The 24,567-nt window shown below is 67.7% G+C and carries 24 protein-coding genes and 1 rRNA gene; 4 read left to right on the top strand and 21 right to left on the bottom strand.

Annotated elements, in window-relative coordinates; all coding sequences use genetic code 11:
- Both GY812_05780 and GY812_05775 read right to left on the bottom strand, forming a co-directional pair.
- Positions 1–1,461: ribosomal RNA gene (locus GY812_05780) — 16S ribosomal RNA — on the bottom strand; the annotation flags it as partial.
- A 447-nt stretch (positions 1,462–1,908) separates the two neighbouring features.
- Positions 1,909–3,201: a tyrosine--tRNA ligase gene (locus GY812_05775; protein ID MCP4435001.1), complete on the bottom strand. Its 1,293-nt coding sequence runs from the start codon at positions 3,199–3,201 to the stop codon at positions 1,909–1,911.
- A 169-nt stretch (positions 3,202–3,370) separates the two neighbouring features.
- Here GY812_05775 and GY812_05770 point away from each other — a divergent pair, with 169 nt between their 5' ends.
- Positions 3,371–5,827, top strand: a complete 2,457-nt coding sequence (locus GY812_05770) for a hypothetical protein (GenBank protein MCP4435000.1) — start codon at positions 3,371–3,373, stop codon at positions 5,825–5,827.
- A 7-nt stretch (positions 5,828–5,834) separates the two neighbouring features.
- Entirely contained in the window at positions 5,835–6,392 is a 558-nt protein-coding gene (locus tag GY812_05765; GenBank protein ID MCP4434999.1) for a hypothetical protein, read from the top strand.
- Here the strand turns inward: GY812_05765 and GY812_05760 are convergent.
- The 15 genes from GY812_05760 to GY812_05690 all read right to left on the bottom strand — a co-directional run bounded on the left by GY812_05760 (position 6,349) and on the right by GY812_05690 (position 19,997).
- Entirely contained in the window at positions 6,349–6,963 is a 615-nt protein-coding gene (locus GY812_05760) for an NUDIX hydrolase (protein ID MCP4434998.1), read from the bottom strand. The two genes, GY812_05765 and GY812_05760, sit on opposite strands and share 44 nt — an antisense overlap.
- A gap of 14 nt (positions 6,964–6,977) precedes the next feature.
- The gene (locus tag GY812_05755; protein ID MCP4434997.1) at positions 6,978–7,538 is read right to left on the bottom strand and encodes a DNA-3-methyladenine glycosylase; all 561 of its coding nucleotides are present in this window, start codon (positions 7,536–7,538) and stop codon (positions 6,978–6,980) included.
- Positions 7,539–7,594: 56 nt separating this feature from the next.
- A complete protein-coding gene (locus GY812_05750) occupies positions 7,595–8,062 on the bottom strand; it encodes a hypothetical protein (GenBank protein ID MCP4434996.1) in 468 nt (155 codons plus the stop codon).
- Positions 8,059–9,522 carry an argininosuccinate lyase gene (gene argH / locus GY812_05745; protein ID MCP4434995.1) on the bottom strand — a complete coding sequence of 488 codons (1,464 nt, stop codon included), beginning with the start codon at positions 9,520–9,522 and terminating at the stop codon, positions 8,059–8,061. The genes GY812_05750 and argH overlap by 4 nt, the downstream gene beginning before the upstream one ends.
- On the bottom strand, positions 9,489–10,682 hold the full coding sequence (locus tag GY812_05740; GenBank protein ID MCP4434994.1) for an argininosuccinate synthase: 1,194 nt from the start codon (positions 10,680–10,682) through the stop codon (positions 9,489–9,491). Before GY812_05740 ends, argH begins: the two co-directional genes overlap by 34 nt.
- A gap of 54 nt (positions 10,683–10,736) precedes the next feature.
- Entirely contained in the window at positions 10,737–11,201 is a 465-nt protein-coding gene (argR, locus tag GY812_05735; GenBank protein MCP4434993.1) for an arginine repressor, read from the bottom strand.
- Positions 11,201–12,379 (bottom strand): acetylornithine/succinylornithine family transaminase, encoded by a 1,179-nt coding sequence (locus tag GY812_05730; GenBank protein MCP4434992.1) that lies wholly within the window; start codon positions 12,377–12,379, stop codon positions 11,201–11,203. Before GY812_05730 ends, argR begins: the two co-directional genes overlap by 1 nt.
- Positions 12,376–13,296, bottom strand: a complete 921-nt coding sequence (argB, locus tag GY812_05725) for an acetylglutamate kinase (GenBank protein ID MCP4434991.1) — start codon at positions 13,294–13,296, stop codon at positions 12,376–12,378. The genes GY812_05730 and argB overlap by 4 nt, the downstream gene beginning before the upstream one ends.
- Complete coding sequence (locus tag GY812_05720) at positions 13,293–14,312, bottom strand: N-acetyl-gamma-glutamyl-phosphate reductase (GenBank protein MCP4434990.1); 1,020 nt, start codon at positions 14,310–14,312, stop codon at positions 13,293–13,295. Before GY812_05720 ends, argB begins: the two co-directional genes overlap by 4 nt.
- Positions 14,313–14,383: 71 nt before the next feature.
- Positions 14,384–16,771: a phenylalanine--tRNA ligase subunit beta gene (locus GY812_05715; GenBank protein MCP4434989.1), complete on the bottom strand. Its 2,388-nt coding sequence runs from the start codon at positions 16,769–16,771 to the stop codon at positions 14,384–14,386.
- Positions 16,771–17,832: a phenylalanine--tRNA ligase subunit alpha gene (gene pheS / locus GY812_05710; protein ID MCP4434988.1), complete on the bottom strand. Its 1,062-nt coding sequence runs from the start codon at positions 17,830–17,832 to the stop codon at positions 16,771–16,773. The genes GY812_05715 and pheS overlap by 1 nt, the downstream gene beginning before the upstream one ends.
- 57 nt (positions 17,833–17,889) lie before the next feature.
- Positions 17,890–18,597, bottom strand: a complete 708-nt coding sequence (locus GY812_05705; GenBank protein MCP4434987.1) for an RNA methyltransferase — start codon at positions 18,595–18,597, stop codon at positions 17,890–17,892.
- 107 nt (positions 18,598–18,704) lie between these two features.
- Positions 18,705–19,079 carry a 50S ribosomal protein L20 gene (rplT, locus tag GY812_05700; protein MCP4434986.1) on the bottom strand — a complete coding sequence of 125 codons (375 nt, stop codon included), beginning with the start codon at positions 19,077–19,079 and terminating at the stop codon, positions 18,705–18,707.
- A gap of 106 nt (positions 19,080–19,185) precedes the next feature.
- On the bottom strand, positions 19,186–19,380 hold the full coding sequence (rpmI, locus tag GY812_05695) for a 50S ribosomal protein L35 (GenBank protein MCP4434985.1): 195 nt from the start codon (positions 19,378–19,380) through the stop codon (positions 19,186–19,188).
- A gap of 23 nt (positions 19,381–19,403) precedes the next feature.
- Complete coding sequence (locus GY812_05690; GenBank protein MCP4434984.1) at positions 19,404–19,997, bottom strand: translation initiation factor IF-3; 594 nt, start codon at positions 19,995–19,997, stop codon at positions 19,404–19,406.
- A gap of 288 nt (positions 19,998–20,285) precedes the next feature.
- Here GY812_05690 and GY812_05685 point away from each other — a divergent pair, with 288 nt between their 5' ends.
- Complete coding sequence (locus GY812_05685; GenBank protein ID MCP4434983.1) at positions 20,286–20,759, top strand: hypothetical protein; 474 nt, start codon at positions 20,286–20,288, stop codon at positions 20,757–20,759.
- A 40-nt stretch (positions 20,760–20,799) separates the two neighbouring features.
- Here the strand turns inward: GY812_05685 and GY812_05680 are convergent, their stop codons facing one another.
- Together GY812_05680 and GY812_05675 are read right to left on the bottom strand one after the other, a co-directional pair.
- On the bottom strand, positions 20,800–21,021 hold the full coding sequence (locus GY812_05680; GenBank protein ID MCP4434982.1) for a cold shock domain-containing protein: 222 nt from the start codon (positions 21,019–21,021) through the stop codon (positions 20,800–20,802).
- A gap of 10 nt (positions 21,022–21,031) precedes the next feature.
- Positions 21,032–21,907, bottom strand: a complete 876-nt coding sequence (locus tag GY812_05675; GenBank protein ID MCP4434981.1) for an ATP phosphoribosyltransferase — start codon at positions 21,905–21,907, stop codon at positions 21,032–21,034.
- Positions 21,908–21,979: 72 nt separating this feature from the next.
- Here GY812_05675 and GY812_05670 point away from each other — a divergent pair, with 72 nt between their 5' ends.
- On the top strand, positions 21,980–22,813 hold the full coding sequence (locus tag GY812_05670; protein ID MCP4434980.1) for an RNA methyltransferase: 834 nt from the start codon (positions 21,980–21,982) through the stop codon (positions 22,811–22,813).
- A gap of 14 nt (positions 22,814–22,827) precedes the next feature.
- On the opposite strand, the gene GY812_05665 is transcribed toward GY812_05670, so the two are convergent.
- Positions 22,828–23,316 carry a 6,7-dimethyl-8-ribityllumazine synthase gene (locus GY812_05665; GenBank protein MCP4434979.1) on the bottom strand — a complete coding sequence of 163 codons (489 nt, stop codon included), beginning with the start codon at positions 23,314–23,316 and terminating at the stop codon, positions 22,828–22,830.
- Positions 23,316–24,566, bottom strand: a complete 1,251-nt coding sequence (locus GY812_05660; protein MCP4434978.1) for a bifunctional 3,4-dihydroxy-2-butanone-4-phosphate synthase/GTP cyclohydrolase II — start codon at positions 24,564–24,566, stop codon at positions 23,316–23,318. Before GY812_05660 ends, GY812_05665 begins: the two co-directional genes overlap by 1 nt.
- Position 24,567: the final 1 nt, after the last annotated feature.

The following is a 24,567-nucleotide window of genomic DNA, read 5'->3' as shown; positions in this document are numbered from 1 at the left end:
TCACCAGTCCCACCTTCGACGGCTCCCCCACAACGGTTAGGCCACCGGCTTCGGGTGTTACCAACTTTCATGACTTGACGGGCGGTGTGTACAAGCCCCGGGAACGTATTCACCGCAGCGTTGCTGATCTGCGATTACTAGCGACTCCGACTTCATGAGGTCGAGTTGCAGACCCCAATCCGAACTGAGACCGGCTTTCCGAGATTCGCTCACCCTCACAGGCTCGCCACTCTCTGTACCAGCCATTGTAGCATGCGTGAAGCCCTGGACATAAGGGGCATGATGACTTGACGTCATCCCCACCTTCCTCCGAGTTGACCCCGGCAGTCTCTCACGAGTCCCCGCCACTACGCGCTGGCAACATAAGCCACGGGTTGCGCTCATTGCGGGACTTAACCCAACCTCTCACGACACGGGCTGACGACAGCCATGCACCACCTGCACACAGGCCACAAGGGAAACCACATCTCTGCAGTCGTCCTGTGCATGTCAAACCCAGGTAAGGTTCTTCGCGTTGCATCGAATTAATCCACATGCTCCGCCGCTTGTGCGGGCCCCCGTCAATTTCTTTGAGTTTTAGCCTTGCGGCCGTACTCCCCAGGCGGGGTACTTAATGCGTTAGCTGCGCCACTAAATCTTTTACACCAGATCCAACAGCTAGTACTCATCGTTTACAGCATGGACTACCAGGGTATCTAATCCTGTTTGCTACCCATGCTTTCGCTCCTCAGCGTCAGTACCAGCCCAGAGCGCCGCCTTCGCTGCCGGTGTTCTTCCTGATATCTGCGCATTTCACCGCTACACCAGGAGTTCCACGCTCCTCTACTGGACTCTAGTCACAGCAGTATTGAGTGGCCTCTCCGGGTTGCGCCCGGAGCTTTCACACCCAACTTACTGAACCGCCTACGAGCTCTTTACGCCCAATGAATCCGGACAACGCTTGTCCCCTACGTATTACCGCGGCTGCTGGCACGTAGTTAGCCGGGACTTCTTCTGCAGGTACCGTCATTTTCGTCCCTGCTGAAAGCGGTTTACAACCACTAGGGCTGTCATCCCGCACGCGGCGTCGCTGCGTCAGGCTTTCGCCCATTGCGCAAGATTCCCTACTGCTGCCTCCCGTAGAAGTCTGGACCGTGTCTCAGTTCCAGTGTGGCTGATCGTTCCCTCACACCAGCTACCCGTCGTTGCCTTGGTGGGCCGTTACCCCGCCAACTAGCTGATAGGCCGCGAGACCCTCCCAGAGCGAAATTCTTTCTTCCGTCGACCATGCGGTCATCGGAAGGTATGCGGTATTAGCCCGAGTTTCCTCGGGTTATTCCCCACTCCAGGGTAGGTTTCTCACGTGTTACTCACCCGTTCGCCACTCGATCTTCCGGGAGCAAGCTCCCATGGATCTCGTTCGACTTGCATGTATGAGGCGCGCCGCCAGCGTTCGTCCTGAGCCAGGATCAAACTCTCCGTCAGAGATCTCGGACCAACACCACGAGGGCGCTGGCCTTTCGATCAGGAGAGCCGGCTTCGGGTCGAAACCCTCAGCCAACTGGCACAGACTTACAGCTAGCTCGGGATTGCTCCCGAATATCTGTCCGAATGTGCAAAAAGCATTACTTACTTTGAATTGACAGGTGATCGAACCGGTGAACCGGCGCGATCTCCCGCACTCGCCTTTTGGCATCCTGTCTTCCGTTGTCAAGAAGCGCCGGCGTCTCTGGGAGATGCCAACTCGGAACTTGCGCACGCCGGCAGGGCTTAGCCTGCGGGCCGTACTTCAGGGGTTCCGTGCCTCGTTCCGGCGGCTCAGCCGTCCGTGCGAGGCGAAGAGTTACTTTACGGGTTTCCGGTAGTCGGGTCAACTCCGGAGTCTGCGACGGCTGTCACAATCCTGAGAGTCCGCTGCCGGGCCGCCGTTCACGGCTCAACCACCACGAGATGATGCTTGTTCTTGCCTTTGCGGAGCAAGACGTAGCGGCCGTGCAGCAGGTGGACCTGCCCCAGCGCCGGCTCCTCGAGCGACGCCACCGGTGCCTGGTTGAGGTAGTGCCCGGCTGCGTTCTTTCGCACCTCGCCCTTCGACCGGGCCAGCCCGGTGCGCACGAACAGTTCGTACAGGTCCGTGTCGGCCAGCTCCGCCACGCCGACCCGTGTGGTCGGCACCTCCCCGTCGAGCAGCTCGAAGGCTTCGGCTGCCGCTTCCTCGACCGCTGACCCGAACAGCACGGCGGAAGCGGCCTCGATCGCCTCGATCACGCCTGGGCCGTGCACCAGCGAGGTGATCTCCTGGGCCACACGGCGTTGGCCAGCGCGGCGCTCCGGGGCGGCCTCATGGCCCGCAACGACCTCGAGGCACTCCGGCACGGACACCGTGGTGAGGCGCAACATCAGCGGCGCCACGTCGTCGTCGGCCACGTTGAGGAAGTACTGGTACATCCTGTAGGGGCTGGTGCGCTCGGCCGACAGCCACACGTTGTCGCCCTCGGACTTGCCGAACTTGGTTCCATCGGCGCGCACGATCAGCGGCGCAGTAAGGCCGTGCACGGTGTCGCCCGTGCGCCGACGCACCAGGTCCACACCGGTCACGATGTTGCCCCACTGGTCGGATCCGGCCACCTGCAGGTCGACTCCGTGCTCCACGTGCAGGTGCAGGAAGTCGTTGGCCTGCAGGAGCATGTAGGAGAACTCGGTGAACGAGATCCCCGACTCGCGGGTGAGGCGGTTCCTGACCGAGTCGCGGGCCATCATCGTGTTGACCGTGACGTACTTGCCCACGTCGCGAAGGAACTCGAGCACCCCCACCCCGGCGGTCCAGTCGCGGTTGTCGACCAGGGTGGCCGCAGCGTCGCCGTCGAAGTCGAGGAAACGCTGCAGCTGGGCGCCTATCGCCACCCGGTTGGCGTCGAGCACGTCCGCATCGAGGAACTGGCGCTCCTCGGTCTTGCCGCCCGGATCACCGATCATCCCCGTGGCGCCGCCCACCAGGGCGAAGGGCGGATGCCCCGCTGCCTGGAACCGGGCCAGCATCATGATGGCCTGGAGGTTGCCGATGTGCAGCGAGTCGGCGGTGGGGTCGAAGCCGCAATAGAGGGGAGTGGGCGATGCCAGCCGGGAGGCCAGCTCGCTGCGGTCGGTGTGGTCGTGCACCAGACCGCGCTCGCCGAGCTCTCCCAAGAGCTCCTCACCACCGATCGACACCGACATCGTCATTCCTCCGACTGGAGTGGCTGTCCGCCACACGGGCAACTGGCGCGGCGTCACGCCGCTGCACGGCGGACAGTACAGGCTCCGGATCGGCCCGGGTCCACCTTGTTCGCGCCCCAGCAGATGCTCAGGGAGTGACATCGGGACGCGTGGCTCCAGCAGCCACAATGGACAGATGGCATCGGGAGGCCGCCGCAAGGGCAGGCTCACAGCGGTAGTGGTCGTCGCGACCACCCTCGTGGCCGCCGCGTGCGCGAACACCCACGAGCGCCCGCCGGTGAGGTTCCCACCCAACGCGGCGCCATCGCTGATAGTCGACTCCCAGGGGCGCCCGATCACCTCGATCGCGGATGAGAACCGCCAGAGCGTGCCGCTGTCGAGCATCCCGGTCACCATGCAGCAGGCCATCGTGGCTATCGAGGACGCCTCGTTCTGGACCCACAACGGGGTGGACGTGAAGGCGATCGCCCGTGCCGCCGACGCCAATGCCGAGGCCGGCGAGGTCTCCCAGGGCGGCTCCACCATCACCCAGCAGTACGTGAAGAACGCCCTGTTGGACGACGAACGCACGATCAGCCGCAAGGTCGAGGAGGCGGCGCTCGCCATGGCCGTGGAACGCGCCTACTCCAAGGAAGTCATCCTCGAGCAGTACCTCAACACGATCTACTTCGGTTCCGGCGCCTATGGCGTGCAAGCGGCAGCACTCGACTTCTTCGGAGTGCCCGCATCACAGCTGACGCTGGCCCAGTCGGCCCTGCTTGCCGGAGCGGTGCAGTCCCCCACCCGCTGGGATCCGCGGATCAACCCGGAGAACTCGACCAGCCGGCGCAATCTGGTGCTCGCACGCATGGAGGAGGAGGGCTACATCTCCCCGGAGCAGGAAGCCTCCGCCTCAGCCGAGCCCCTCGGGGTCGTCGACGAGGTCGATTCCCCCGAACAGGTGCGATATCCGGCCGCCCACTTCGTGGAGGAAGTGAAACGCTGGCTGCTGCACGAATCAGATGCGATCGGCGACAACCAGGCCGAGCGCTACAACAACCTGCTGCGCGGCGGGCTCACGATCACCACGACGATCGACCTGGACATGCAGGCCAAGGCGGAGGCCGCCATCAACGAGGTCCTGCCGAACATGGGATCCAACCCGAAGATCCCCGATGCAGCCCTCACCACGATCGACCCAGCCACCGGGTACATACGAGCGATGGTCGGCGGCCGCGATTTCTGGGGCGAGCATCCCTACGCCAAGCTCAACCTCGCTGAGGGCTCGGGCCGGTCCACCGGCTCGGCATTCAAGCCGATCGTGCTGGCCACCGCCCTGTCCAACGGCGTCCCGCTCGACAGGGTCTACGACTCGCCGTCGGGCAAGACCTTCAGAATCCCCGGTGGCGAGCCCTGGAGCGTCAAGGGCGGCGGCGGACTCGGGCGGGCCAACATGGCGCAGTGCACCCAGGCGTCCTCCAACACCTGCTACGCCGGCATCGTGCTCGACCCCGATGTCGGCCCGGAGGACTCCGCCGAGATGGCGACCCAACTGGGCATCACCAGCACCCAGATCGGCACTGCCCCGTCGATGGTGCTGGGTGCCTACAACGCAACCGTGCGTGACATGGCATCGGTATACGCGACCTTCGCCAATGGCGGCGTGCACGTGCCACCGGTCTACGTGACCAAGGTGGAGCGAGCCGACGGCACGGTGCTCTACGAACATGAACACGCCCAGGCCAAGGTGCTGGAGCCCGAAGTGTCGCGCGTCGTCAATGGCATCCTCCCGCTCGTCATCGAGGGTGGAACGGGCAAGAAGGCCGCCATCGACTGGCCGGCGGGCGGCAAGACGGGGTCCGCCCAGGACAACAGCGACGCCTGGTTCACCGGGTTCACCCACCAGCTCGCCACAGCGGTGTGGGTCGGCTTCAGCGAGCCCAGGCCGAGGTCCAACGGGCAGCTGGGGCTGGTGCCCCTGCGACCACCCAACACACCCAGGACCGTCTGGGGCGGTGAGTACCCGGCTGAGATCTGGGCGGAGTTCATGACGCTGGCGATGGACGGACTTCCACAGGATCCGCTCAACGCACCGCTGCCGCCACCCACCACCACGACCACCTCGCCCTCCCCGCCTGACATCCTCGACCCCCTCGAGCAAGCCCGTACCCGCACCGCTCGTGTGCCCGATGTGGTGAACATGATCGAACGCAACGCCACGGCATCGCTGCGCAGGGCAGGGTTCGCGGTGGAGGTGGCGATCGTCGACCTCGGCGAAGAGGCAATGCCGGGGCGCACGGTCGTGCAGTCGCCGCCGTCGGGCGCGGAGATGACACCCGGCAGCACCGTCTGGCTGGAGGTCACGAAGGGATCGCCCGCCTCACGCACGCCGATTCCCGATGTGCGCGGATACGGGACCGGACAGGCCGTCGAGGAACTCGAGGCGCTCGGCTTCGAAGTCACGACCCGACTGGTTGCACCGCCCGAGGGCACGCTGTCGCCTGCCGGGGTGCCATACGAGGGTGGACAGGTGTGGGCGACTTCGCCCGCGATCGGTGAGTTGGCGCCTGACGGTGCCGTCGTACTGGACTATGCGCCGGAGCCAGCACCTCCGACGACCACGACCACTGCGGCAGCCACGCCAGAGGACTGAGTGCCAGGTGCCAGAGACACCCATAGCCACACCCGAACCCGAGCAATCCACCGCCAGTCGGCCACGCCGCCGAGCGGTGTTCGTGCTCGTGGCGCTGTTCACGATCGGCTCGTTCGCGATGTGGATCTGGATCCTGTTCCTCTATGACCCGGGCCTGCTCATCGATGAGCTGGAAGACAAGACCTTCCCGACCGAGGCCGAAGTGGTGTGTGCCGCTGCGGTCGAACAAGTGGACGCACTCCCCACCGCCCAGACGGCCGTCACGGCAACCGAGCGCGCAGACGTGGTCGACGAGGCCAACGCGATCCTGGCGGCGATGGTCGCCGAACTGCGACCACTGGCCCCCGGTGAGCCGCGCGAGGCGAGCGAGGCGGTCAACGAGTGGCTGGATGACTGGGAGGTCCACATCGGGGACCGTGAAGGCTACGCAGCACGGCTGCGAGATGACCCCGAGGCCCGATTCACAGAGACTACGAAGGCCGAGAAACAGCTCTCACGTGCGATCGACAGCTTCGCAGCGGTCAACCGGATGACTTCGTGTGAGACCCCCGGCGACGTCGGCTGAACGCCTCCAGGCCCGCAGCGGCGAGGCGGATGATCCCTTCTTCGTCAGCAAGGTCCGCCAGCTCGTCGGGAGTCACCCAGCGCAGTTCGAGGGATTCGTGGTTGCCCGACTCGACCGCATCCGGCGGCGCGACCACCACGTAGCGCACGTCCAGATGAAGGTGGTTGCCGAGGTCGTCGCCGTGATCGACCTCGTGGATGTCGACGTCCACTGCCGGCACCATCACCTCGAGGCCGTCGATCCCGGTCTCCTCGGAGGCTTCCTTCAGCGCAACACCCGCGAGCTCGTGGTCGCCGTCTGCATGTCCACCGGGCTGCAGCCACCGTCGCAGCTTGGCGTGCATGAGCAGCAACACCCGCTCACCCCTTGCGTCGACGACCAGCGCCGATCCCGTGAGGTGGCCCGGCGCCGTGGTGCGGTCGGCAAGCGCCTCTCCGTGCTCGTCGAGCAGCCTGACGACCCGGTCACGGTCGGCGAACACCCGGTCGTCGGGCAGGACCGCTTCTTGCAGGCGCACACGCGAGCGCTGCGGGTCACGGCTGGGAGCCAGGCGGGGATCGTCGGCACCCATGAACTCGAAGTCAGTCATCTCGACACATACTCGCTTCCATGCACCCAGAAGCGCCACGGTCGGTGCGTGGCCCGCGAGATCCCTACCCTCGGCCCGGTCGCCACGTGTTGCACCGGCCCGGCGGCTGCGAGCAGGGCCACCGCCGAGCGCGGGTCGCACACGTCGAGGCCGTCGTGTTGCAGGCCGATGCCGAGAGCCTCGCACAGCTTGCCGGGCCCGTTGGCCAGGTCCCGCTCCCGACGTGCAGCCGGGCGGTCCTGCCACATCGACTCGATGCCGCCAACCGGCTCGATCGCACGCAGTAGGACGGCTTGGCCCTCCCCCTCCGCTCCCGTGGCGAGGTTGGCGCACGTGTGAATCCCATAGGACCGGTAGCAGTAGAGGGTGCCGGGCCGGCCGAACATCGACTCGTTGCGCTCCGTGCGGCCCTGGTAGGCATGGCTGGCCGGGTCGTCCGCGCCGCCATAGGCCTCCACCTCGACCACCCGCCCACAACGCCGCCCGACGCACAGGGTCGCGCCCAACAGCCGTGGAGCCACCTCCGTCGCGTGACCTGCAAGCGCCGTGCGCGGAATTGGCTGCCGATCCTGCACGCCGGAGGCACCCAAGGCTGCGCCGCTACCCACCCGGCTCAGTGATGGCCCACGAGGCCTGTGGGCACCATCACTGTCTCACCCATCGCCACGACCACCTCGGGCGGGGTGACCATCGGTTCGTGGGTGGCGCTGTCGACCGACACGTACGTGATCACCAGGTCCGCCACCCGCCGGTCCCCCACCCTCAGGCGGTAGGACACGTCGAAGCTGGTGCGGCCCCAGCGGCTCACACCGCAGTGCACGCTGAGCGTCTCGGGCCAGCGGGCGGGGCCGTGCCAGTCGATCGAGGCCCGCTTGAGCATCACGTCCCAGGTGGTCACCCAAGGTGACTCCCCGGCTCCCTCAACGGGCAGCGAGCGCACCCAGTGATCGAGCGCGAAGTCCACGAACGTGAGGTAGTGGGCGTTGTAGACGATCCCCTGCTGGTCGCACTCGACGTAGCGGATCTCGATGTCCTTGGTGAACCGGGCCACTTCGGCCAGCGGCTCCAGTTCGTCGGTCACGACCGGTCCCAGCGGGCCACTTCGGCCTCGACGGCTCGGGCCAGCCGGGCCCGCTGGTCGGCCACCGGCTTGGGTCCAGCACCGCCGGGCGTGGTGCGCCGCCGCACCACAGCCCCCGGCTGGAAGAGCTCCACCGCCCGTGCACCGAGGTGCGGCTCTGCGGCCACCAGGTCCGACAGCGCCACGCCCTCGTCGAGCGAGCGGCGCACGAGCGTGCCGACGGTTGCATGCGCCTCGCGAAACGGCACTCCGTCGGACACCAGCATCTCGGCGAGGTCGGTCGCCGCCGAGTTGGGCGAGTCGGCGGCCGCCGCCATCGCGTTGCCGTTGAATTGGATTGTGCGGTAGAGGCCGGCCATGGCACCCAGGCCGAGGCGCACGGTGTCGAGCGCGTCGAACAGCGGCTCCTTGTCCTCCTGGAGGTCACGGTTGTAGGCCAGCGGCAGGGACTTCATCGTGGCCAACAGCCCGGTGAGGTCACCGATGATCCGCCCCGCCTTGCCGCGTGCGAGTTCGGCGATATCGGGATTCTTCTTCTGCGGGAGCATCGACGAACCAGTTGCGAACGCGTCGTCGAGCCTGGCGAAGCCGAACTCGTCGCTGGTCCAGAGCACCACTTCTTCGCCCATGCGCGACAGGTGCAGCCCCACCATCGTGAGCACGAACAGCGTCTCGGCCACGAAGTCGCGGTCGGATGTGGCATCGAGGGAATTTTCGAACCTGGCGGCGAAGCCCGCTCTGGCGGCCACGTCGTCGGGGTCCAGCGGGAGCGACGAACCTGCCAGCGCTCCGGCGCCCAGCGGCGACACGTCGACGCGACCCCGGCAGTCGGCCAGCCGATCCAGGTCGCGCAGCAGCGCCCAGGCATGGGCCATCAGGTGGTGGGCCAGCAGGACGGGCTGCGCCTGCTGCAGGTGGGTATAGCCAGGCAGGTACAGCGGCTGGCCGTCGGGCCCTGCTCCCTCTGCTGCGCCCGCCTCGTCGGCCCGGTCCGCCAGGATCCCCACCAGATCGAGCACCCGCGACGCAATCATGTCGATCTCGCTGCGCAAGTGGTGGCGGAATGCCGTTGCCACCTGGTCGTTGCGCGAGCGGCCCGTGTGGATCTTCCCGCCCGCGGAGCCCACCAGCTCCGTGACCCGGCGCTCGATCGCCGTGTGGATGTCCTCGTCGGAGTCGACGAACTGCAGCGATCCGTCGCGGAACTCCATCTCGACCGCGTCGAGGCCACCGAGCACCTCGCCGAGTTCGGCCTCATCCAGCAGACCCGCATTGTGAAGCCCGCGCGCGTGGGCCTTGGAACAGGCGATGTCCGAGAAGATCAGCCTCTGGTCATAGGACAGGCTCTCGGTGAACTCGATGAGTTCCGCCGCAGGTGCGGATTCGAACCTGCCGTGCCACAGGTGACCCCGGGGGTCGTCGTCGCTCACTTGGACCCCGGCCCCTGGATGCCCGACCAGGTCTGCACACCCAACCCCCAGAGACGAACGAAGCCCTCTGAGTCGGCATGGCGGAACCTGTCGGCTGCGTCGTAGGTGGCGAGGCCGTAGTCGTAGAGCGATTTCGGTGCGCGACGCCCGGTCACGTAGCACTGGCCGGGCTCCAGGTGCAGCCGCACCTCACCTGTCACCGGCTCCTGTGAGGCGTCCACGAACGCGTCGTAGGCCTCCTTCAGCGGCGAGAACCACAGGCCGTCGTAGACCAACTCGGCATAACGGTGCTCCATGCGGAACTTCTCGCGCTGCAGGTCGCGCTCGAGCGTGATCGACTCGAGGTCGGCGTGGGCCAGCATGATCGCGAGTCCGCCCGGCGCCTCATAGGTCTCGCGGCTCTTGATGCCCACGCGGCGGTTCTCGACCATGTCGAGCCGACCCCAGCCATAGGAGCCGACTCTCTGGTTGACCGCTGCGATGAGTTCGTGCAGGGGCATGGCCTCGCCGTCCACCGCCACCGGGACACCGCGCTCGAAGGCCAGCACCAGGTCCGTCGGCTCGGTAGCGGTCTGCTTCGTCATCTCCCAGACCCCCTCTGGCGGCTCGGCCCAGGGATCCTCCATCTCACCGCACTCGATGGCACGGCCCCACAGGTTGTCGTCGATGGAGTACAGCTTCTCCTTGGTGGCCCCCACCGGGATGCCGTGCTCCGCCGCATAGTTGATCGAGTCCTCGCGGGTGAAGCCCCAGTTCCGCACCGGTGCGAGAAGTTCGAGCTCTGGCGCGAGGGCCATCGACGACACCTCGAAGCGCACCTGGTCGTTGCCCTTGCCGGTGCAGCCGTGTGCAATGCCGTCGGCGTCGTACTTGCGGGCCATCTCGACCTGGTGCTTCACGATGAGCGGACGACTCAACGCCGACACCAGGGGGTACTGCTGCTCGTAGAGGGCGTTGGCCTTGATGAGCGGAGCGATGAAGTCGCGAGCGAACTCCTCGCGCAGGTCGAGCTCCTCGTACGCGATGGCGCCGGCACCGAGGGCCTTTTCACGGTTGCCCTCGAGCGTGCCCTCCTGGCCAACGTCGGCGGAGAGGCAAACGACCTCGACACCCATGTTCTCGATCATCCAGCGCACTGCCACGGAGGTGTCGAGGCCTCCTGAGTACGCCAGCACAACTCGCTTCGCCATTTCGGGGAAATCCTTTCGGTATGGGCTACAAGAGCCCCGGTGCAGCGTCGCGCCTCACTGGAGTCCTGCCAACTCACGCAGGCGCGACAGGACCGCGGCGCCCTTGCGGGACGCGGCGATCACAAGAATGGTGTCGTCACCCGCGACGGTGCCGAGCACGTGCGTCAGGCCGTTGCGGTCGATCGCGGAGGCCACCACGTGCGCGGAGCCCGGCGGCGTGCCGAGTACCACCAGGTCACCCGAGCGGTCGCCCTCGACCACCCAGTCCGACAACACCCGCCGCAGATGGTCCACCGGTGCGACCTGGGACCGTGGCAGCTCGGGAATCGCGTACACGGTTTCTCCGCCCGGCACGCGCACCTTGATGGCGCCGAGCTCCTCGAGGTCGCGCGACACCGTCGCCTGGTTGACGCTGACGCCGGCGTCGCCGAGCAGTTCCACCAGGTGGGCCTGGCTGGCGACCTCGTTCTCCGCGAGCATGTCGGCGATGCGGTGCTGGCGTTGCGCCTTGGAAGCCATCAGGCCGCCTTCCCGCCAGTAGCGGCGGCACTGCAGATGGCGCCAACCCCTGCATCGATCTCGTCGTCGCTGATCAGCAGGCTGGGGGCGAGCCGCAGCGCCGTGGGCGTGACCGCGTTGACCACGACCCGTGTGCCGTGCTTGCCGGCGAGCAGATCGGCGGCAACGTCGCCCGCCAGCCGCCCCTCGGGCAGGTCGAGCTCAACCGCCAGCAACAGCCCCGCACCACGCACCGCTGCAACGCCGGGTGAACCGGTGAGCGCATCGGTGATGCGGCCACCGGCACGCTCCGCACGCGTCGGCACGTCCTCTGCCTCCATCACGTCAAGCACCGCCCGCGCAGCTGATGCGGCCAGCGGCTGGCCGCCGAAGGTGGTGGCGTGGTCGCCGGGCTCGAACACACCCGCCACGTCCCGCCTCGCCCAGCAGGCACCGATCGGCACGCCGTTGCCGAGCGCCTTGGCCATCGTGACCACGTCGGGCTTCACCCCGCTGCGCTGGTGGGCGAACCACGCCCCGCATCGACCAAGGCCCGTCTGGACCTCGTCGAACATGAGCAACACCCCGCGTTCATCGCACAGGGCCCGCACCTCGTGCAGGTACTCCGCTGAGGCCGGGTTGACCCCGCCTTCACCCTGCACGGCTTCGAGCAGCACCGCGGCGACCGTGTCGTCGAGCTGACGCTCCAGGTCCGCGCTGTCCATCCAGGCCGCATGCCGGAAACCCTCCGGCAGCGGCTGGAAGGTCTCGTGCTTGGCCGGCTGCCCGGTGGCGTGCAGGGTGGCCAGCGTGCGGCCGTGGAAGCTGCCGAATGCGCTCAGGACCACATGGCGGCCCCGTCCTCCGAATCGCCGGGCCAACTTGATGGCAGCCTCATTGGCCTCGGCGCCCGAATTCGAGAAGAAGACCTGCCCGTCGCCGCCCAGCAGACGGTCGAGCGTGGCGGCCACGACCTCGTTGTGCTCGGTGCCGTAGAGATTGGACACATGCAGCAGCTTGCGTGCCTGCGTCGAGAGGGCCTCGGCCACCGCCGGATGGGCGTGGCCGAGCGAAGTCACCGCAAGGCCGCTGAGCAGGTCGAGGTACTCGTTGCCTGCATCGTCGAAGAGGTGGCTGCCCTCGCCGCGCACGAACGTGACCTGCGGCTCCGGGTAGGTCGGCATCAGGTGGCTGGTCATGGCCGCTGCACCTCCCCACCGTCCTGTGCCGCCCGCTCGACCATTGTGCCCACGCCGGCGTCTGTGAACAGCTCGAGCAGCAACACGTGTGGCAGCCTGCCGTCGATCAGGTGCACGGAACCGACACCGGACTCGACAGCTTCGGCACAGCCAGCCATCTTCGGGACCATCCCCTCCGAGATCGACCCGTCCGACACCATCGCCCGGATCCCGTCGGGGTCCACCCTGGGCACCAGCGAGTCGGGATCGTCGGCGTCGGCCAGCAGGCCCGGCACGTCGGTGAGGAACATCAGCTTCTCGGCGCCCAGCGTGCGCGCCACGGCCGTGGCGGCGTCATCCGCGTTGATGTTGTAGGTCTGGCCCTCGTCATCGACTCCGATGGTGGCAAGCACCGGTACCAGGTCCATCGAGAGCGTGCGCTCGATCAGAGCGGGGTGCACCTCGGTGACCGCACCCACGTAGCCGAGTTCGGGGTCATGCGCCTCGGCCTTGAGCATCGACGCGTCGGTCCCCGACAGACCCACGGCCACCGGGCCGTTGGCGTTGAGCGCAGTGACGATGTCGGAGTTGACCTTGCCGATCAGCACCATCTGGGCGACTTCCAGCGTCTCCGCGTCGGTTACGCGGCGACCCTCCACGAAGGTGGACTCGCGCCCGAGGCGTTGCATCCACTCGCCGATCTGCGGGCCGCCGCCATGCACCACGACGGGCCGCATGCCGACGCGGTGCATCCACACGATGTCGGAGGCGAAGCTGTCGAACAGGTCGGGGCTGGTCATGGCGTTGCCGCCGAACTTCACGACGACCACCGAGCCCCTGAACCGCTCGATGTACGGCAGTGCCTGCAGCAGCACGTCGACCGCCACTGCCGGATCCTTGCGGGGATCGACGTGTTCGGAACTGCCTGGCGCGCTCATGGGTACAGCCCTGCTGTTGTGAGGCCGGTGGACTCGTCGAGGCCCAGCAGCAGGTTCATGTTCTGAACCGCGGCCGACGAGGCGCCCTTGCCAAGGTTGTCGATTGCGCCGATGGCGAGCACCGTGGAGGTCCGCTCGTCATAGCGGGCGGTCAGGTGCACGGCGTTGGTGCCGAGCGTGGCCTTGGTCGACGGCGACCGGTCGGAGACGACCACGAATGGCTCGTCGGCATAGAAGTCGGCTATCGCGCCCATGACCGTGTCGGTTTCGATTCCACCCGTCGCAGGACGGGCGGTGCATGTGGCCAGGATGCCCCTGTTCATCGGCACCAGGTGTGGCGTGAACAGCACCGTGGCGTCGAGGTTCATGTCCATCTCGGCGGTGTGACGGTGGCTGAGCAGGCCGTAGGCGCTCACATCCTCGTCAACGGCACAGAACGTGGTGTTGGGCTTCGGGGGCCGACCCGCGCCCGACACGCCCGACACGGCGTTGACCACGATGCCTGCGGTCTCGACCAGCCCGGCGCGGACCAGGGGGGCCATGGCGAGGCTGGCAGCTGTCGGGTAGCACCCGGGATTGGCGACGGCGTCCGCCGCCACGATGTCGGAGCGGTTGAGTTCCGCCAGCCCGTAGGCAAAGCGGCCAAGCAGTTCGGGGCATGTGTGCGCCTCGCCGTACCACTGCTCGTAGGCGGCCGGGTCGGCGAGCCGGAAATCGGCCCCGAGGTCGACGACCTTCACGCCCGCCTCCAACACGGTGGGCATGAGGGCCTGTGACGCGCCGTGGGGCAATCCGAGGAACACCGCCTGGACCTGCCCGAGCAGGGCGGGGTCCCACTGGTCGAACTGCCGACCCGGATACGCGGCGGCAAGGCTCGGGTAGAGCGCAGCGATCTCGGTGCCGGCCTGGGAGTCACCGGTGGCGAACACCACCTCGAGGTCGGGATGACCCGCGCACAGGCGCAGCAGCTCGGCCCCGGTGTAGCCCGATGCTCCTATGATTCCGATCGCGGTCATGGGCATGCACTGTAGCGCATACTCATGCATTCCGCCCAAGACATGCCCCGGAGCCCGCCGGGCCGGTGGTCCTACTCCCTCAGCGACGCGGCGTGGGTCTGCTCCACCGCGTCGATGATCGACGACCGCAGCTCACCCACTTCTGAGTCGGTCAGCGTTCGGTCCACTGCACAGAAGCGCACCCGGTAGGCGAGCGAACGGCGGCCCTCGCCCAGCGAATCCGCGCGGAACACGTCGAACAGCTCGACATCGGAGACCAGGTCGCCCCCGGTTGCTCGGATCGTGGTTGCCACCGAGGCCGCCGGCACCACCTCGTCGACCACGAACGCGAAGTCCACGTCACTCGACGGGAACCGGCTCACGGGCTGTGCAGTGGTGACCGACTCCGGCATGGCCAGCAGGTGGTCCAGGTCGAGCTCGACGAGCGCAACCCGCTCGTCGATGCCACACGCCTCGGCCACTGCCGGGTCGATCTCGCCGACCGCGCCGATGTCGACGCCGGCAACCTCGACCACCGCCCCCCTGCCCGGATGCATGCCCGCCAACTCCTCGGCGCGCAGCACCACCGGGCCCGCACCCGCTGCATCCAGCACGAGCTCCAGCAACTCGACGGCTTCAGAAGCCTCCGCTCCGGCCAGCACTGCAGCCGCGAACTCGCGCTCGCCGGCCAACACCCGGCCGAGGCCCGCGGAACGCTCCACGTCGACCACCAGTTCGCCGGGGCCGAACAGCCGCCCGATCTCGAAAAGGCGGACACCCGTCGTGCGCCTCGCTGCGTTGTAGGCGACAGACGACAGCAGCCCGGGCCGTGGCGAAGTGCGCAGCACGGACTCCTCGGCGGCGAGCGGATTGGCCAGCTTGAGCCCGCCGGGGTCCAGCCCGCAGCGCTCCAGGTCGCCTGGAGCGAGGAACGGCATCGGCATGGCCTCGGACAGGCCCGCACCCACGAAGGCCGAGCGGATTGCACGCCTGCGTCGCTGAGGCTCGGACAGGTGGCCACCCTTGGGTGAAGTCGGCACGGTCTTCGCGATCCGCGACAGGCCGTACATGCGGCCGACCTCCTCGATCACGTCGATCTCCGAGGTGGAGTCGATCCGCCAGGAGGGAATGGCTACCGACAACTGCCCGTCGAGCTCGGACGCTACGAAGCCGATCGGCTCGATCAACTCGGTGATCTCGCCAACGGACAGGTCCGTGCCGAGGATCAGGTTGACGCGGTCCGGCCGCACCACCACCGGGTCACCCGACGGCAGGTCGCCCCGCTCGTCCACCACGCCCGGGTGAAGGGTGGCGCCGCACACATCGGCCAGCAGTTGCGCGAACCGACGCGCAGCCATCTCGGCCACCTCGGGATCGGCCCCGCGCTTGAAGCGCAGCGAGGCCTCGGAGTGCAGGTTGTGCCGGGCACTCGTGGCCGCGATCGCCATCGGGTCCCACCAGGCCATCTCCAGCAGCACATCGGTGGTGTCAGCAGAGATCTCGGTGGAGGCGCCACCCATGACGCCGGCGATGCCCACGGGCACGTCGTCGCCGTCGACGATCACACCGTCGGCCTCCTCGAGGGTTCGCTCGACGCCATCCAGGGTCTCGATCTGCTCTCCCGGCCTGGCCCGCCGCACGCCGAGGCGGGCACCGGCAACCTTCGCGAGGTCGTAGGTGTGGTTCGGCTGGCCGAGCTCGAGCATCACGTAGTTGGACACGTCGACCACGCCGTTGATCGGGCGCATGCCCGCTGCCAGCAGGCGCTGGGCCATCCAGGCGGGCGAGTCCTGCGTCGTCACTCCAGACAGCACACGGACCACGAATCGTCCGCACAAGGTGGGATCGACGATCTCCACATCGGCCATGCCTGCGGCATCGGGCCCCTGCTCCGGCACCTGCGGATCTGGAACCGTGAGCGGCAGGTCGAGGCGGGCGGCGAGGTCACGGGCCACACCCAGGATGCTCAGCGCGTCCGGGCGGTTGGGCAGCACGTCGAGGTCGAACACCACATCGGCCGAGATGCCCAACGCGTCCTGTACGGGTGTGCCGAGCTCCAGGGCGGCGTCGAGCACCAGGATCCCCGACTGGTCATCGCCCAGACCGATCTCCGAGGCCGAGCAGAGCATCCCGTTGCTCATCTCGCCCCGCATCTTGCGGGCGGCGATCTCCATGCCGTTGGGCATCGTCGTGCCCACGGTGGCGAGAGGCACGAGGTCGCCCGCCGACATGTTGAACGCACCACAGCAGACCTGCAGCGCCTCGCCGTCGCCACGGTCCACCTGCACCAGCTGGATCCGGTCGGCGTCGGGATGCGGCGCAGTCTCGAGCACGCGGGCGACCACGATTCCGTCGAGGCCCTCACCGACGTGCTCGACCCCGTCCACCTCGAAGCCGAGGTCGGCGAACGTCTCCGAAAGCTCCTCGGCACCGACCTCGACCGGCACGAACTCCTGCAGCCACGAAAGCGGCACCCTCATCAGAACTGCTCCAGGAATCGCATGTCGTTTGTCACCAGGTCACGCAGATCGGAGATCCCGTGGCGTATGAAGGCCAACCGGTCGATGCCGAAGCCGAACGCGAAACCCGACCACTCCTCGGGGTCGAGCCCGCAGTAGCGAAGCACGTTGGGATGCACCATCCCGCAGCCACCCACCTCCAGCCACGAACCGTCCGGCTGGGAGATGTCGACCTCGGCCGATGGCTCGGTGAACGGGAAGTAGGAGGGGCGCAGGCGGCTGGTGAGCGACTCACCGAAGTAGGCGTGGGTGAACTCCTCGATCGTGCCGGCGAGGTCACCGAGCGAGATCCCACGGTCGACCACCAACCCCTCGATCTGGTGGAAGACCGGAAGGTGGGTGGCATCGGCGGTGTCGCGCCGGTACACGCGACCCGGGCAGACCACGTAGATCGGCGGGCCGTCCCCATCTCGTGCGGCCCGCAGCATTGTGCGCACCTGTACCGGTGACGTGTGGGTGCGCAGCACCACCTGGTCATCGCCGACCGCGTCGGCCTCGGAGGTGTCCACGTAGAGCGTGTCCCACAACGACCGTGCGGGGTGTGCCCTTGGCAGGTTGAGCGCCTCGAAGTTGAACCAGTCGGTCTCGATCTCTGGGCCGTCCTCGACCGTGAAGCCCATGCCCACGAAGACGTCCTCGAGGCGCTGCCATGTCTGGGTGATCGGGTGCAGGTGCCCGGGAGCAGCCCTTCCGAGCGATTCGGTCAGGTCGAGGTGCTCCCCTCGCAGCTTCTCCATGCGGGCCGCGTCGGCCAACTCGGAACGACGCCCGGCGATTGCCGACTCGAGGGACTTGCGGGCCTCGTTGAGCGCCCGCCCGATCACCTTGCGCTCGTCTGGCGTGGCGTCCTTGAGGCCAGCCTTCAGCGTCGACAGGCGCGACTTCTTGCCCAGCAGCTCGGAGTCCAGAGACGCCAACTCACCGAGGTCCACCGCCGCTGCCACGGCAGCGAGGCCATCGCTGGCCACGGTGGCCGCCTCCGTGGCCGTCGCGTTGTCCGTTGCTTCGTCCTGATCGCTCATCTCTTGCCCGGTCCAGGTGTTCGTCGAGCCATTCTGCCCGATCGTCGTGCGTCGGCCTCAGTTGATTGCCTGATCCCCACCGCCGACGCGACGCTGGCGTGCGGCCTCGAAGGCCACCAGGGAGCCGGCAACTGCAGCGTTGAGCGATTCGACCTCTCCCTCCATGGGGATCATGAGGCGCACGTCGATCGCCGACTGCACATAGTCGGACAACCCGTGGGCCTCGGAGCCCACGAGCACCGCGACCGCACCGGCCAGGTCCTGGGACTCGGGCGGCAACCCGTCGGCGACCACGGTGCCGGCGGTGCTCAGGCCTGCGGACCGCACGGCCTCCAGCAAACCCGGGACCTCCGCTCCCTCGACCACCGGAACGCGCAGCACGGACCCTGCCGAAGCCCGGACGACCTTGGGGTTCCAGACGTCCACACAGCCCTCCGTGAGCACGACCCCAGCGCAACCACTGGCCTCGGCCACCCTGATCAACGTGCCCGCATTGCCCGGGTCCTGGAGCCCCACGAGCACGATGACCGGGCACCGACGCTCGAGCGAGTCCGCCAACACCGCCGCAAGCGTGGCGGGCGCCTGGCGCACCACCGCCACGATCGCCTGTGGGCTGACGAGGTCGAGTACCTTGCGCAGCGCTCCCTCGGCGACTGGCACGACCTCCAGGCCGGCCTCCGTGCAGCGGCGCAACAGGGCCTCGTCCGCGCCGGGCTCCGCGTAGACCCCGTCGATTCCGACGCCGGCGTCGAGGGCCTCGGCCACGAGAACGGGGCCGTCGAGCAGGTAGCAGCCCTCGCTGCGACGCGAACTGCGGCGCCTCGAGAGGCGCCGCAGTCTCTGCAGGGCTTGGGCCGATGGCCGCAGTGCGTTCAGCTGGCAGCCTTCTCGGAGCCGCCTGCGGCGCGGGCAACCTCGACGAGGGCGGCAAAGGCCGTGTCGTCGGTGACAGCCAGGTCGGCCAGCACCTTGCGATCCACCTCGACACCAGCGGTCTTGAGTCCACTGATCATGCGGCTGTAGCTCATGCCGTGGGTACGGGCGGCTGCGTTGATCCGCTGGATCCACAGCCGGCGCATCTCACCCTTGCGGGCTCGCCTGTCGCGGAATGCGTAGTTGCCGGCGTGCATGACGGCCTCGTTGGCCGAGCGGAAGCTCCTGGAGCGGTTGCCGTAGTAGCCGGAGGCCTTGTCGAGTACCTCGCGGCGCTTCTTCTTTGCGTGGACGCTGCGCTTCACGCGTGCCATCTGTTCGTTCCCTTCGTCGTTCGTCTTGCAGTGCTGGGTGCCGACGTCGCCAGCAACATCGTGCTGGGTGCGCCGGCGGCAGGGCGGCGCCTGTGCGCCGCGTGGTTCAGATCCCGAGCTGGCGCCGCGCGGTGTCGCGCTGACCGCCGGTGATCTCGGAATCGCCGGCAAGGCGGCGCTTCCGCTTGGAGGACTTCTTCTCCAGAATGTGGTTGCGGTTTCCGCTGCGGCGCATGATCTTGCCCGTGCCGGTCACCTTGTAGCGCTTCTTCGCACCGGAGTGCGTCTTCATCTTTGGCATGTTCTACCTCTCGTCTCGGTGAGTCAGACCGTGCCGGTCTGCTCATCGTCTTCGTCGAGTTCGCCGGACTCCAGTTTCTTTCGGTATTCGGCTTGGGCCTTCTTGTCAGGACCGAGCACCATGACCATGTTGCGGCCGTCCTGCTTGGGGACCACCTCGACCTTGCCGAGGTGCTCGACGTCGTCTGCGACCCGGTCCAGGATCCTGCGGCCGAGTTCGGGGTGCTGCATCTCGCGGCCCCGGAACATGATCGTGACCTTGACCTTGTGGCCTTCGCCCAGGAACTGGGCGACCTTGCGGGTCTTGGTGTCGAAGTCGCCGCCGGAGATCTTGGGGCGGTACTTCATCTCCTTGACCGTGATGTTGGTCGCCTTCTTGCGGGATTCCTTGGCCCGCTGCTGCTCCTCGTAGCGGAACTTGGCATGGTCCATGATCTTGCAGACCGGTGGACTCGCCTGGGCGGCCACCTCCACGAGATCGAGGTCGGCAGCCCGGGCCATCGACAGTGCCTCCGGCAGCGGACGGATGCCCAGCTGTTCGCCGTCCGCGGCGATCAGGCGCACCTCGCGGGCCCTGATCCTGTCGTTGATCCTGGTCTCGTCAGCTCTGGAAGCTATGGCTGTCTCCTAGTCACAAAGGGTGTCCTTCCCTGAACGGCGCCTCGTCGTGCCGCAGCGGCCGGGTCGGCCGCTGCCGCCCAACCTTGCGTGCGTCCTTGCCCGAAAACGAAACGGGCGGGTGCACAGGCACCCGCCGGATATCCGGCAGCAGCCGGAAGTTCCATGGATCCCGGACGCACCGTGTCCTTGTGGGGACGTGGCCGGGAGGGGCGGGAGCCCGCTTGCTCGGTTGAGGGCACTACCGTACCAGCCTGCATCCCCTCACAGCGAAAGGCACGGCACCACATGGGCTCCCTATGGACTCCCGACGGCGAACACGAGGTACCAAGGGAGCCGGACCCCTCCGCGCCCCCGGAAGCCGGCGGAGCGGGTGCAGGCAGCTCCGGCGACCCATCGGCCGACACCCTGCGGGCCGCCGCGGCAGCCCTCGGCGTCGACATCGATTCCCTCGACGACGAAGAGCGTGGCCAGCTCGCCGCCGAGCTGGAGGAAATGATGCGGGTGCGCCGCGAGGTGGCCAACACGCCAGCTGCCGAAATGCTTGCCAACCACCTCATGCGGCTGTTCGACCTCACCACGATCTACCTCGAGAGCGATCCTCCGGCCTTCGGTGAGGCCGCCACCGTCATCGAGGCTTTCCGGGCCACCCTCGAAACCCTCGGTGACCGTCTCGGTGACGCCGAGCAGCCCCTCACCGAGGCCCTCGGCCAGCTCCAGATGCTCTTCGTGCAGGTCAAGGAAACGCACGAGGCCGGCTGACCCAGCCCGCGGAGGGGCGACCGGCCCGGCGCGGACAGGGTCAGCGGGGTTGCAGGTCGACGGCCTCGTGACGGCCGCCACGGGCGGGCGCGAGGCGGAAGCTCACGGGCGTGCCCACGGCGATGTCGCGGCTGCCATCCGCGATCGCGGTGCAGTGAAACGGGTGCTCGACTCCGGCTTCGTCGGTGACCACACCCAGGCCCATGGGTTCGTCGAACTCGGTCACCGTGCCGAACCGGGTGAGCCGCTGCTGGACCGACATGGCGATGGCCTCAGTGGACGATCTTGGACAGCGGCAACTCGATCAGGTCGGTTGCTCCGGCGTCCTTGAGCGCAGGGATCAGGATGTTGATCTCGTTCTTCGGCACCACGGTCTCGACCGCGTAGCCCTCTCCCCCGTACAGCTCATTGACCGTCGGGGTCTTCATGGCGGGCAGCACGCCGATCACCGCGTCCAGCTGGCCCTTGGTCACGTTGAGCTTCACCAGCACCTTGCCCCGGGCCTCGAGAACACCTGACAACAGGGTGAGGACCTGTTCCATCGCGTGGCGACGGGCCGGGTCCTCCCAGGCCTCGCGGTTGGCAACCAGCTCGGTGTAGCTGACCAGGATCTCATCGAGGATCCGCAGGCCAGCGGCGCGCAGGGCATTGCCGGTCTCGGTGATGTCGACCACACAGTCGACGATGTCCGGCACCTTCGCCTCGGTTGCCCCGTAGGACAGCCGCAGGTCGGCATCCACGCCGCGGGACTCGAAGTAGCGCTTCGTGAGCTCCATGTACTCGGTGGACACGCGCACACCGGGCGGAAGGTCCTCGGTGGCCTGCCAGGGCGCGTCCCGGGGAACGGCCAGCACCACGCGGATCGGCCGCGAGGTGGCCTTGGAGTACTTGAGCTCGCCGAGGCTCACCACGTCCGACCCGGTTTCCTCGACCCAGTCGCGGCCGGTTATTCCGAGGTCGAAGAGGCCGTCGGCCACGTAGGTGGGGATCTCCTGGGGCCGCAGGATCCGCACGCTGTCGATGCGCGGATCGTCGATCGTCGCCGAGTAGGCGACGCTCGAGGCCCGGTTGACCGGGAGGTCTGCCGCGTCGAACAGGTCCATGGTGGCCCGCTCGAGCGAGCCCTTGGGGAGTACGAGCTTCAGCACGACCGACGAGGGTAATGGAGGACGCCCTTTGGGCCTAAGCCCGTTTCGTGCCCCCATACTGTCGGCGTGCAGATGGGCCCGCGCCGAATCGAGGTCGACGACGCCTCCGACCCGCGCCTCGACGACTTCCGTGACCTGCGGGCGATGACGGGCCGACGGGTGCGGGAGGACGAGCTCGGCCACGTGGTGATCGAGGGGACGCTTGCGCTGCATCGCGCCCTTCAGGGGCCACTGCAGATCCGCTCGGTGCTCGTTTCGCCGGCGAAGGCAGACCGGGTCCTCGCCATGTGCGAGTCTCTGCCACAGGCCGTCGACCTGCTCGTATCACCGCGGCCGTTGATAGAGGAAGTGTCCGGGTTCGATGTTCACCGGGGCGTGCTCGCCAGCGCCGTGCGACCCGAGCCGACGGACCCCGCCGAGCTGCTGGCGCGGGCGCGGAGGCTGGTCGTGCTCGAAGCGCTGACCGACCTCGAGAACGTGGGCGCCGCGTTCCGTGTGGCGGCAGCGCTCGGGTTCGACGCCGTGCTGGTCGACGACGCGTGTGCCGACCCGCTCTACCGGCGATGCGTGAGGGTGTCACTGGGCTGGTCGACCGTGATCCCCTTCGCCAGGCTGCAGCCGGGTGAACCACTGCTCGATGAGGCCCGGCGAGCCGGGTTCACCACGGTCGCGCTCACCCCGGCCGAAGACTCGACGCCGGTGGACGAGGCCGCAGACACCGGCCTGCTGGCCCCACCTGTGGCCCTCGCCGTCGGCGCGGAGGGACCAGGACTCACCGACGAGGCCATCAGTAGCGCCAGCCACCGTGTGCGGATCCCGATGCAGCCGGGGGTCGACTCGCTCAACGCGGCAACCGCGCTTGGGGTGGTCTGCGCGTTCGCCGCCGCGGCGGACGGCTGGGGCTGACCCGGAGGGCCCGCTCAGGCCCAGCGGCCCTGGAGCGCGACCATCTCGACGGCGGTCTGGGCGCACTCCTCGCCCACGTTGTGCTCGCCCGGGCCGGCCGATCGGGCCTCGGCCTGGGCGAGGTCCTCGGTCGTGAGCACACCGAACACAACGGGCAAGCCGACTGCGAGCTGCACGTCCTGGATCCCGCGTGCGCACTCCCCCGCCACGAAGTCGTAGTGGCTGGTCTCCCCGCGGATCACCGCACCGAGGCAGACCACGGCGTCGACCCGACCGGATTCCGCGATGGCCTTGGCGGCAAACGGGATCTCGAAGGCACCGGGGACCCACTCCTCGGTGACCGACTCACTGGGCACACCCAGCTCGGCGGCACCCCGCCGCGCCCCCTCGAGCAGCCGCATGGTGACGTGGTCATTGAAGCGGCCGCACACGATCGCGAGGCGCACTCCGCTGCCATCCAGCTCGACTGCGGGGGCCCCGGATGCTCGCACGTTGTCGGCCATCAGTCGTCCAGCCCCTCGATCATGTGACCCATGCGCTCGCGCTTGGTGCGCAGGTACTCGATGTTCTCCGGGTTGGGTACCGTCTCCAGCCCCTCGCGGCCCGTGATCTCGAGACCGAACCCTTCCAGCCCGCCGTACTTGTGCGGGTTGTTGGTCATCAGCTTCATCGTGGTGATGCCGAGGTCATTGAGGATCTGCGCCCCGATGCCGTACTCACGCGAGTCGACCGGGAGGCCCAGCTCCACATTGGCGTCCACGGTGTCATGGCCCTCCTCCTGGAGGCTGTAGGCGCGGATCTTGTGGCCGATGCCGATGCCGCGCCCCTCGTGGCCGCGCAGGTAGACCAGCGCCCCGAGGCCACGGTCGGCGATCTTCTCCATCGCGGCATGCAACTGGATCCCGCAGTCGCAGCGAAGCGAGTGGAAGATGTCGCCGGTGAGGCACTCGGAGTGCACGCGCACCAGCACGTCGTCCTCTCCCTGCACCGCGCCTTTCACGAACGCCACGTGCTGTTCGCCGTCGAGCACCGACTCGTACACGAAGCAGGTGAAGTCACCCCATGGGGTGGGCATGCGGGCCTCGGCGATGCGCCGGATGAGCTTCTCGTTCTGGCGCCTGTACTTGATGAGCTGGGCGATGCTGATCAACAGCAGGTCGTGTTCCTTGCAGAACTCGACCAGGTCGGGCACACGGGCCATGGTTCCGTCGTCGTTGACGATCTCGCACAACACACCGGCCGGGTAGAGCCCCGCCAGGCGGGCCAGGTCGACCGCGGCCTCGGTGTGGCCGGCGCGCTTCAGCACGCCGCCATCGGAGTACCGCAAGGGGAAGATGTGGCCGGGCCGCGCGAGGTCGAGCGGCTTCGTCGCTGGATCGGTCAGCGCCGTCAGCGTGGCCGCGCGGTCGGATGCGGAGATGCCCGTGGTGGTGTCGTGCACGTAGTCGACCGTGTAGGTGAATGCCGTGCGGTGGCTCTCGGTGTTCTCGCGCACCATGAGTGGTATCTCGAGCTCGTCGAGCCGGTCACCGGTCAGCGGGGCACAGATCACGCCGGATGTGTGACGCACGAAGAACGCGATCTTCTCCGGTGTGGCCGACTCGGCAGCCATGATCAGGTCACCCTCGTTCTCACGGTCCTCGTCGTCGACGACGACCACGATCTCGCCGCGGCCGATCGCTTCTACGGCGTCTTCGATCGGGGCGAATATCGAGCCCGTCCCGCCCTGGTCGGACAGGGGTTCGCGTGACATC

The organism is Actinomycetes bacterium (assembly GCA_024222295.1).
Taxonomy (GTDB): Bacteria; Actinomycetota; Acidimicrobiia; order Acidimicrobiales; family Microtrichaceae; genus JAAEPF01.
The sequence above is the reverse complement of the archived record's forward strand: the minus strand, read 5'-3'. Positions and strand labels throughout refer to the sequence as shown.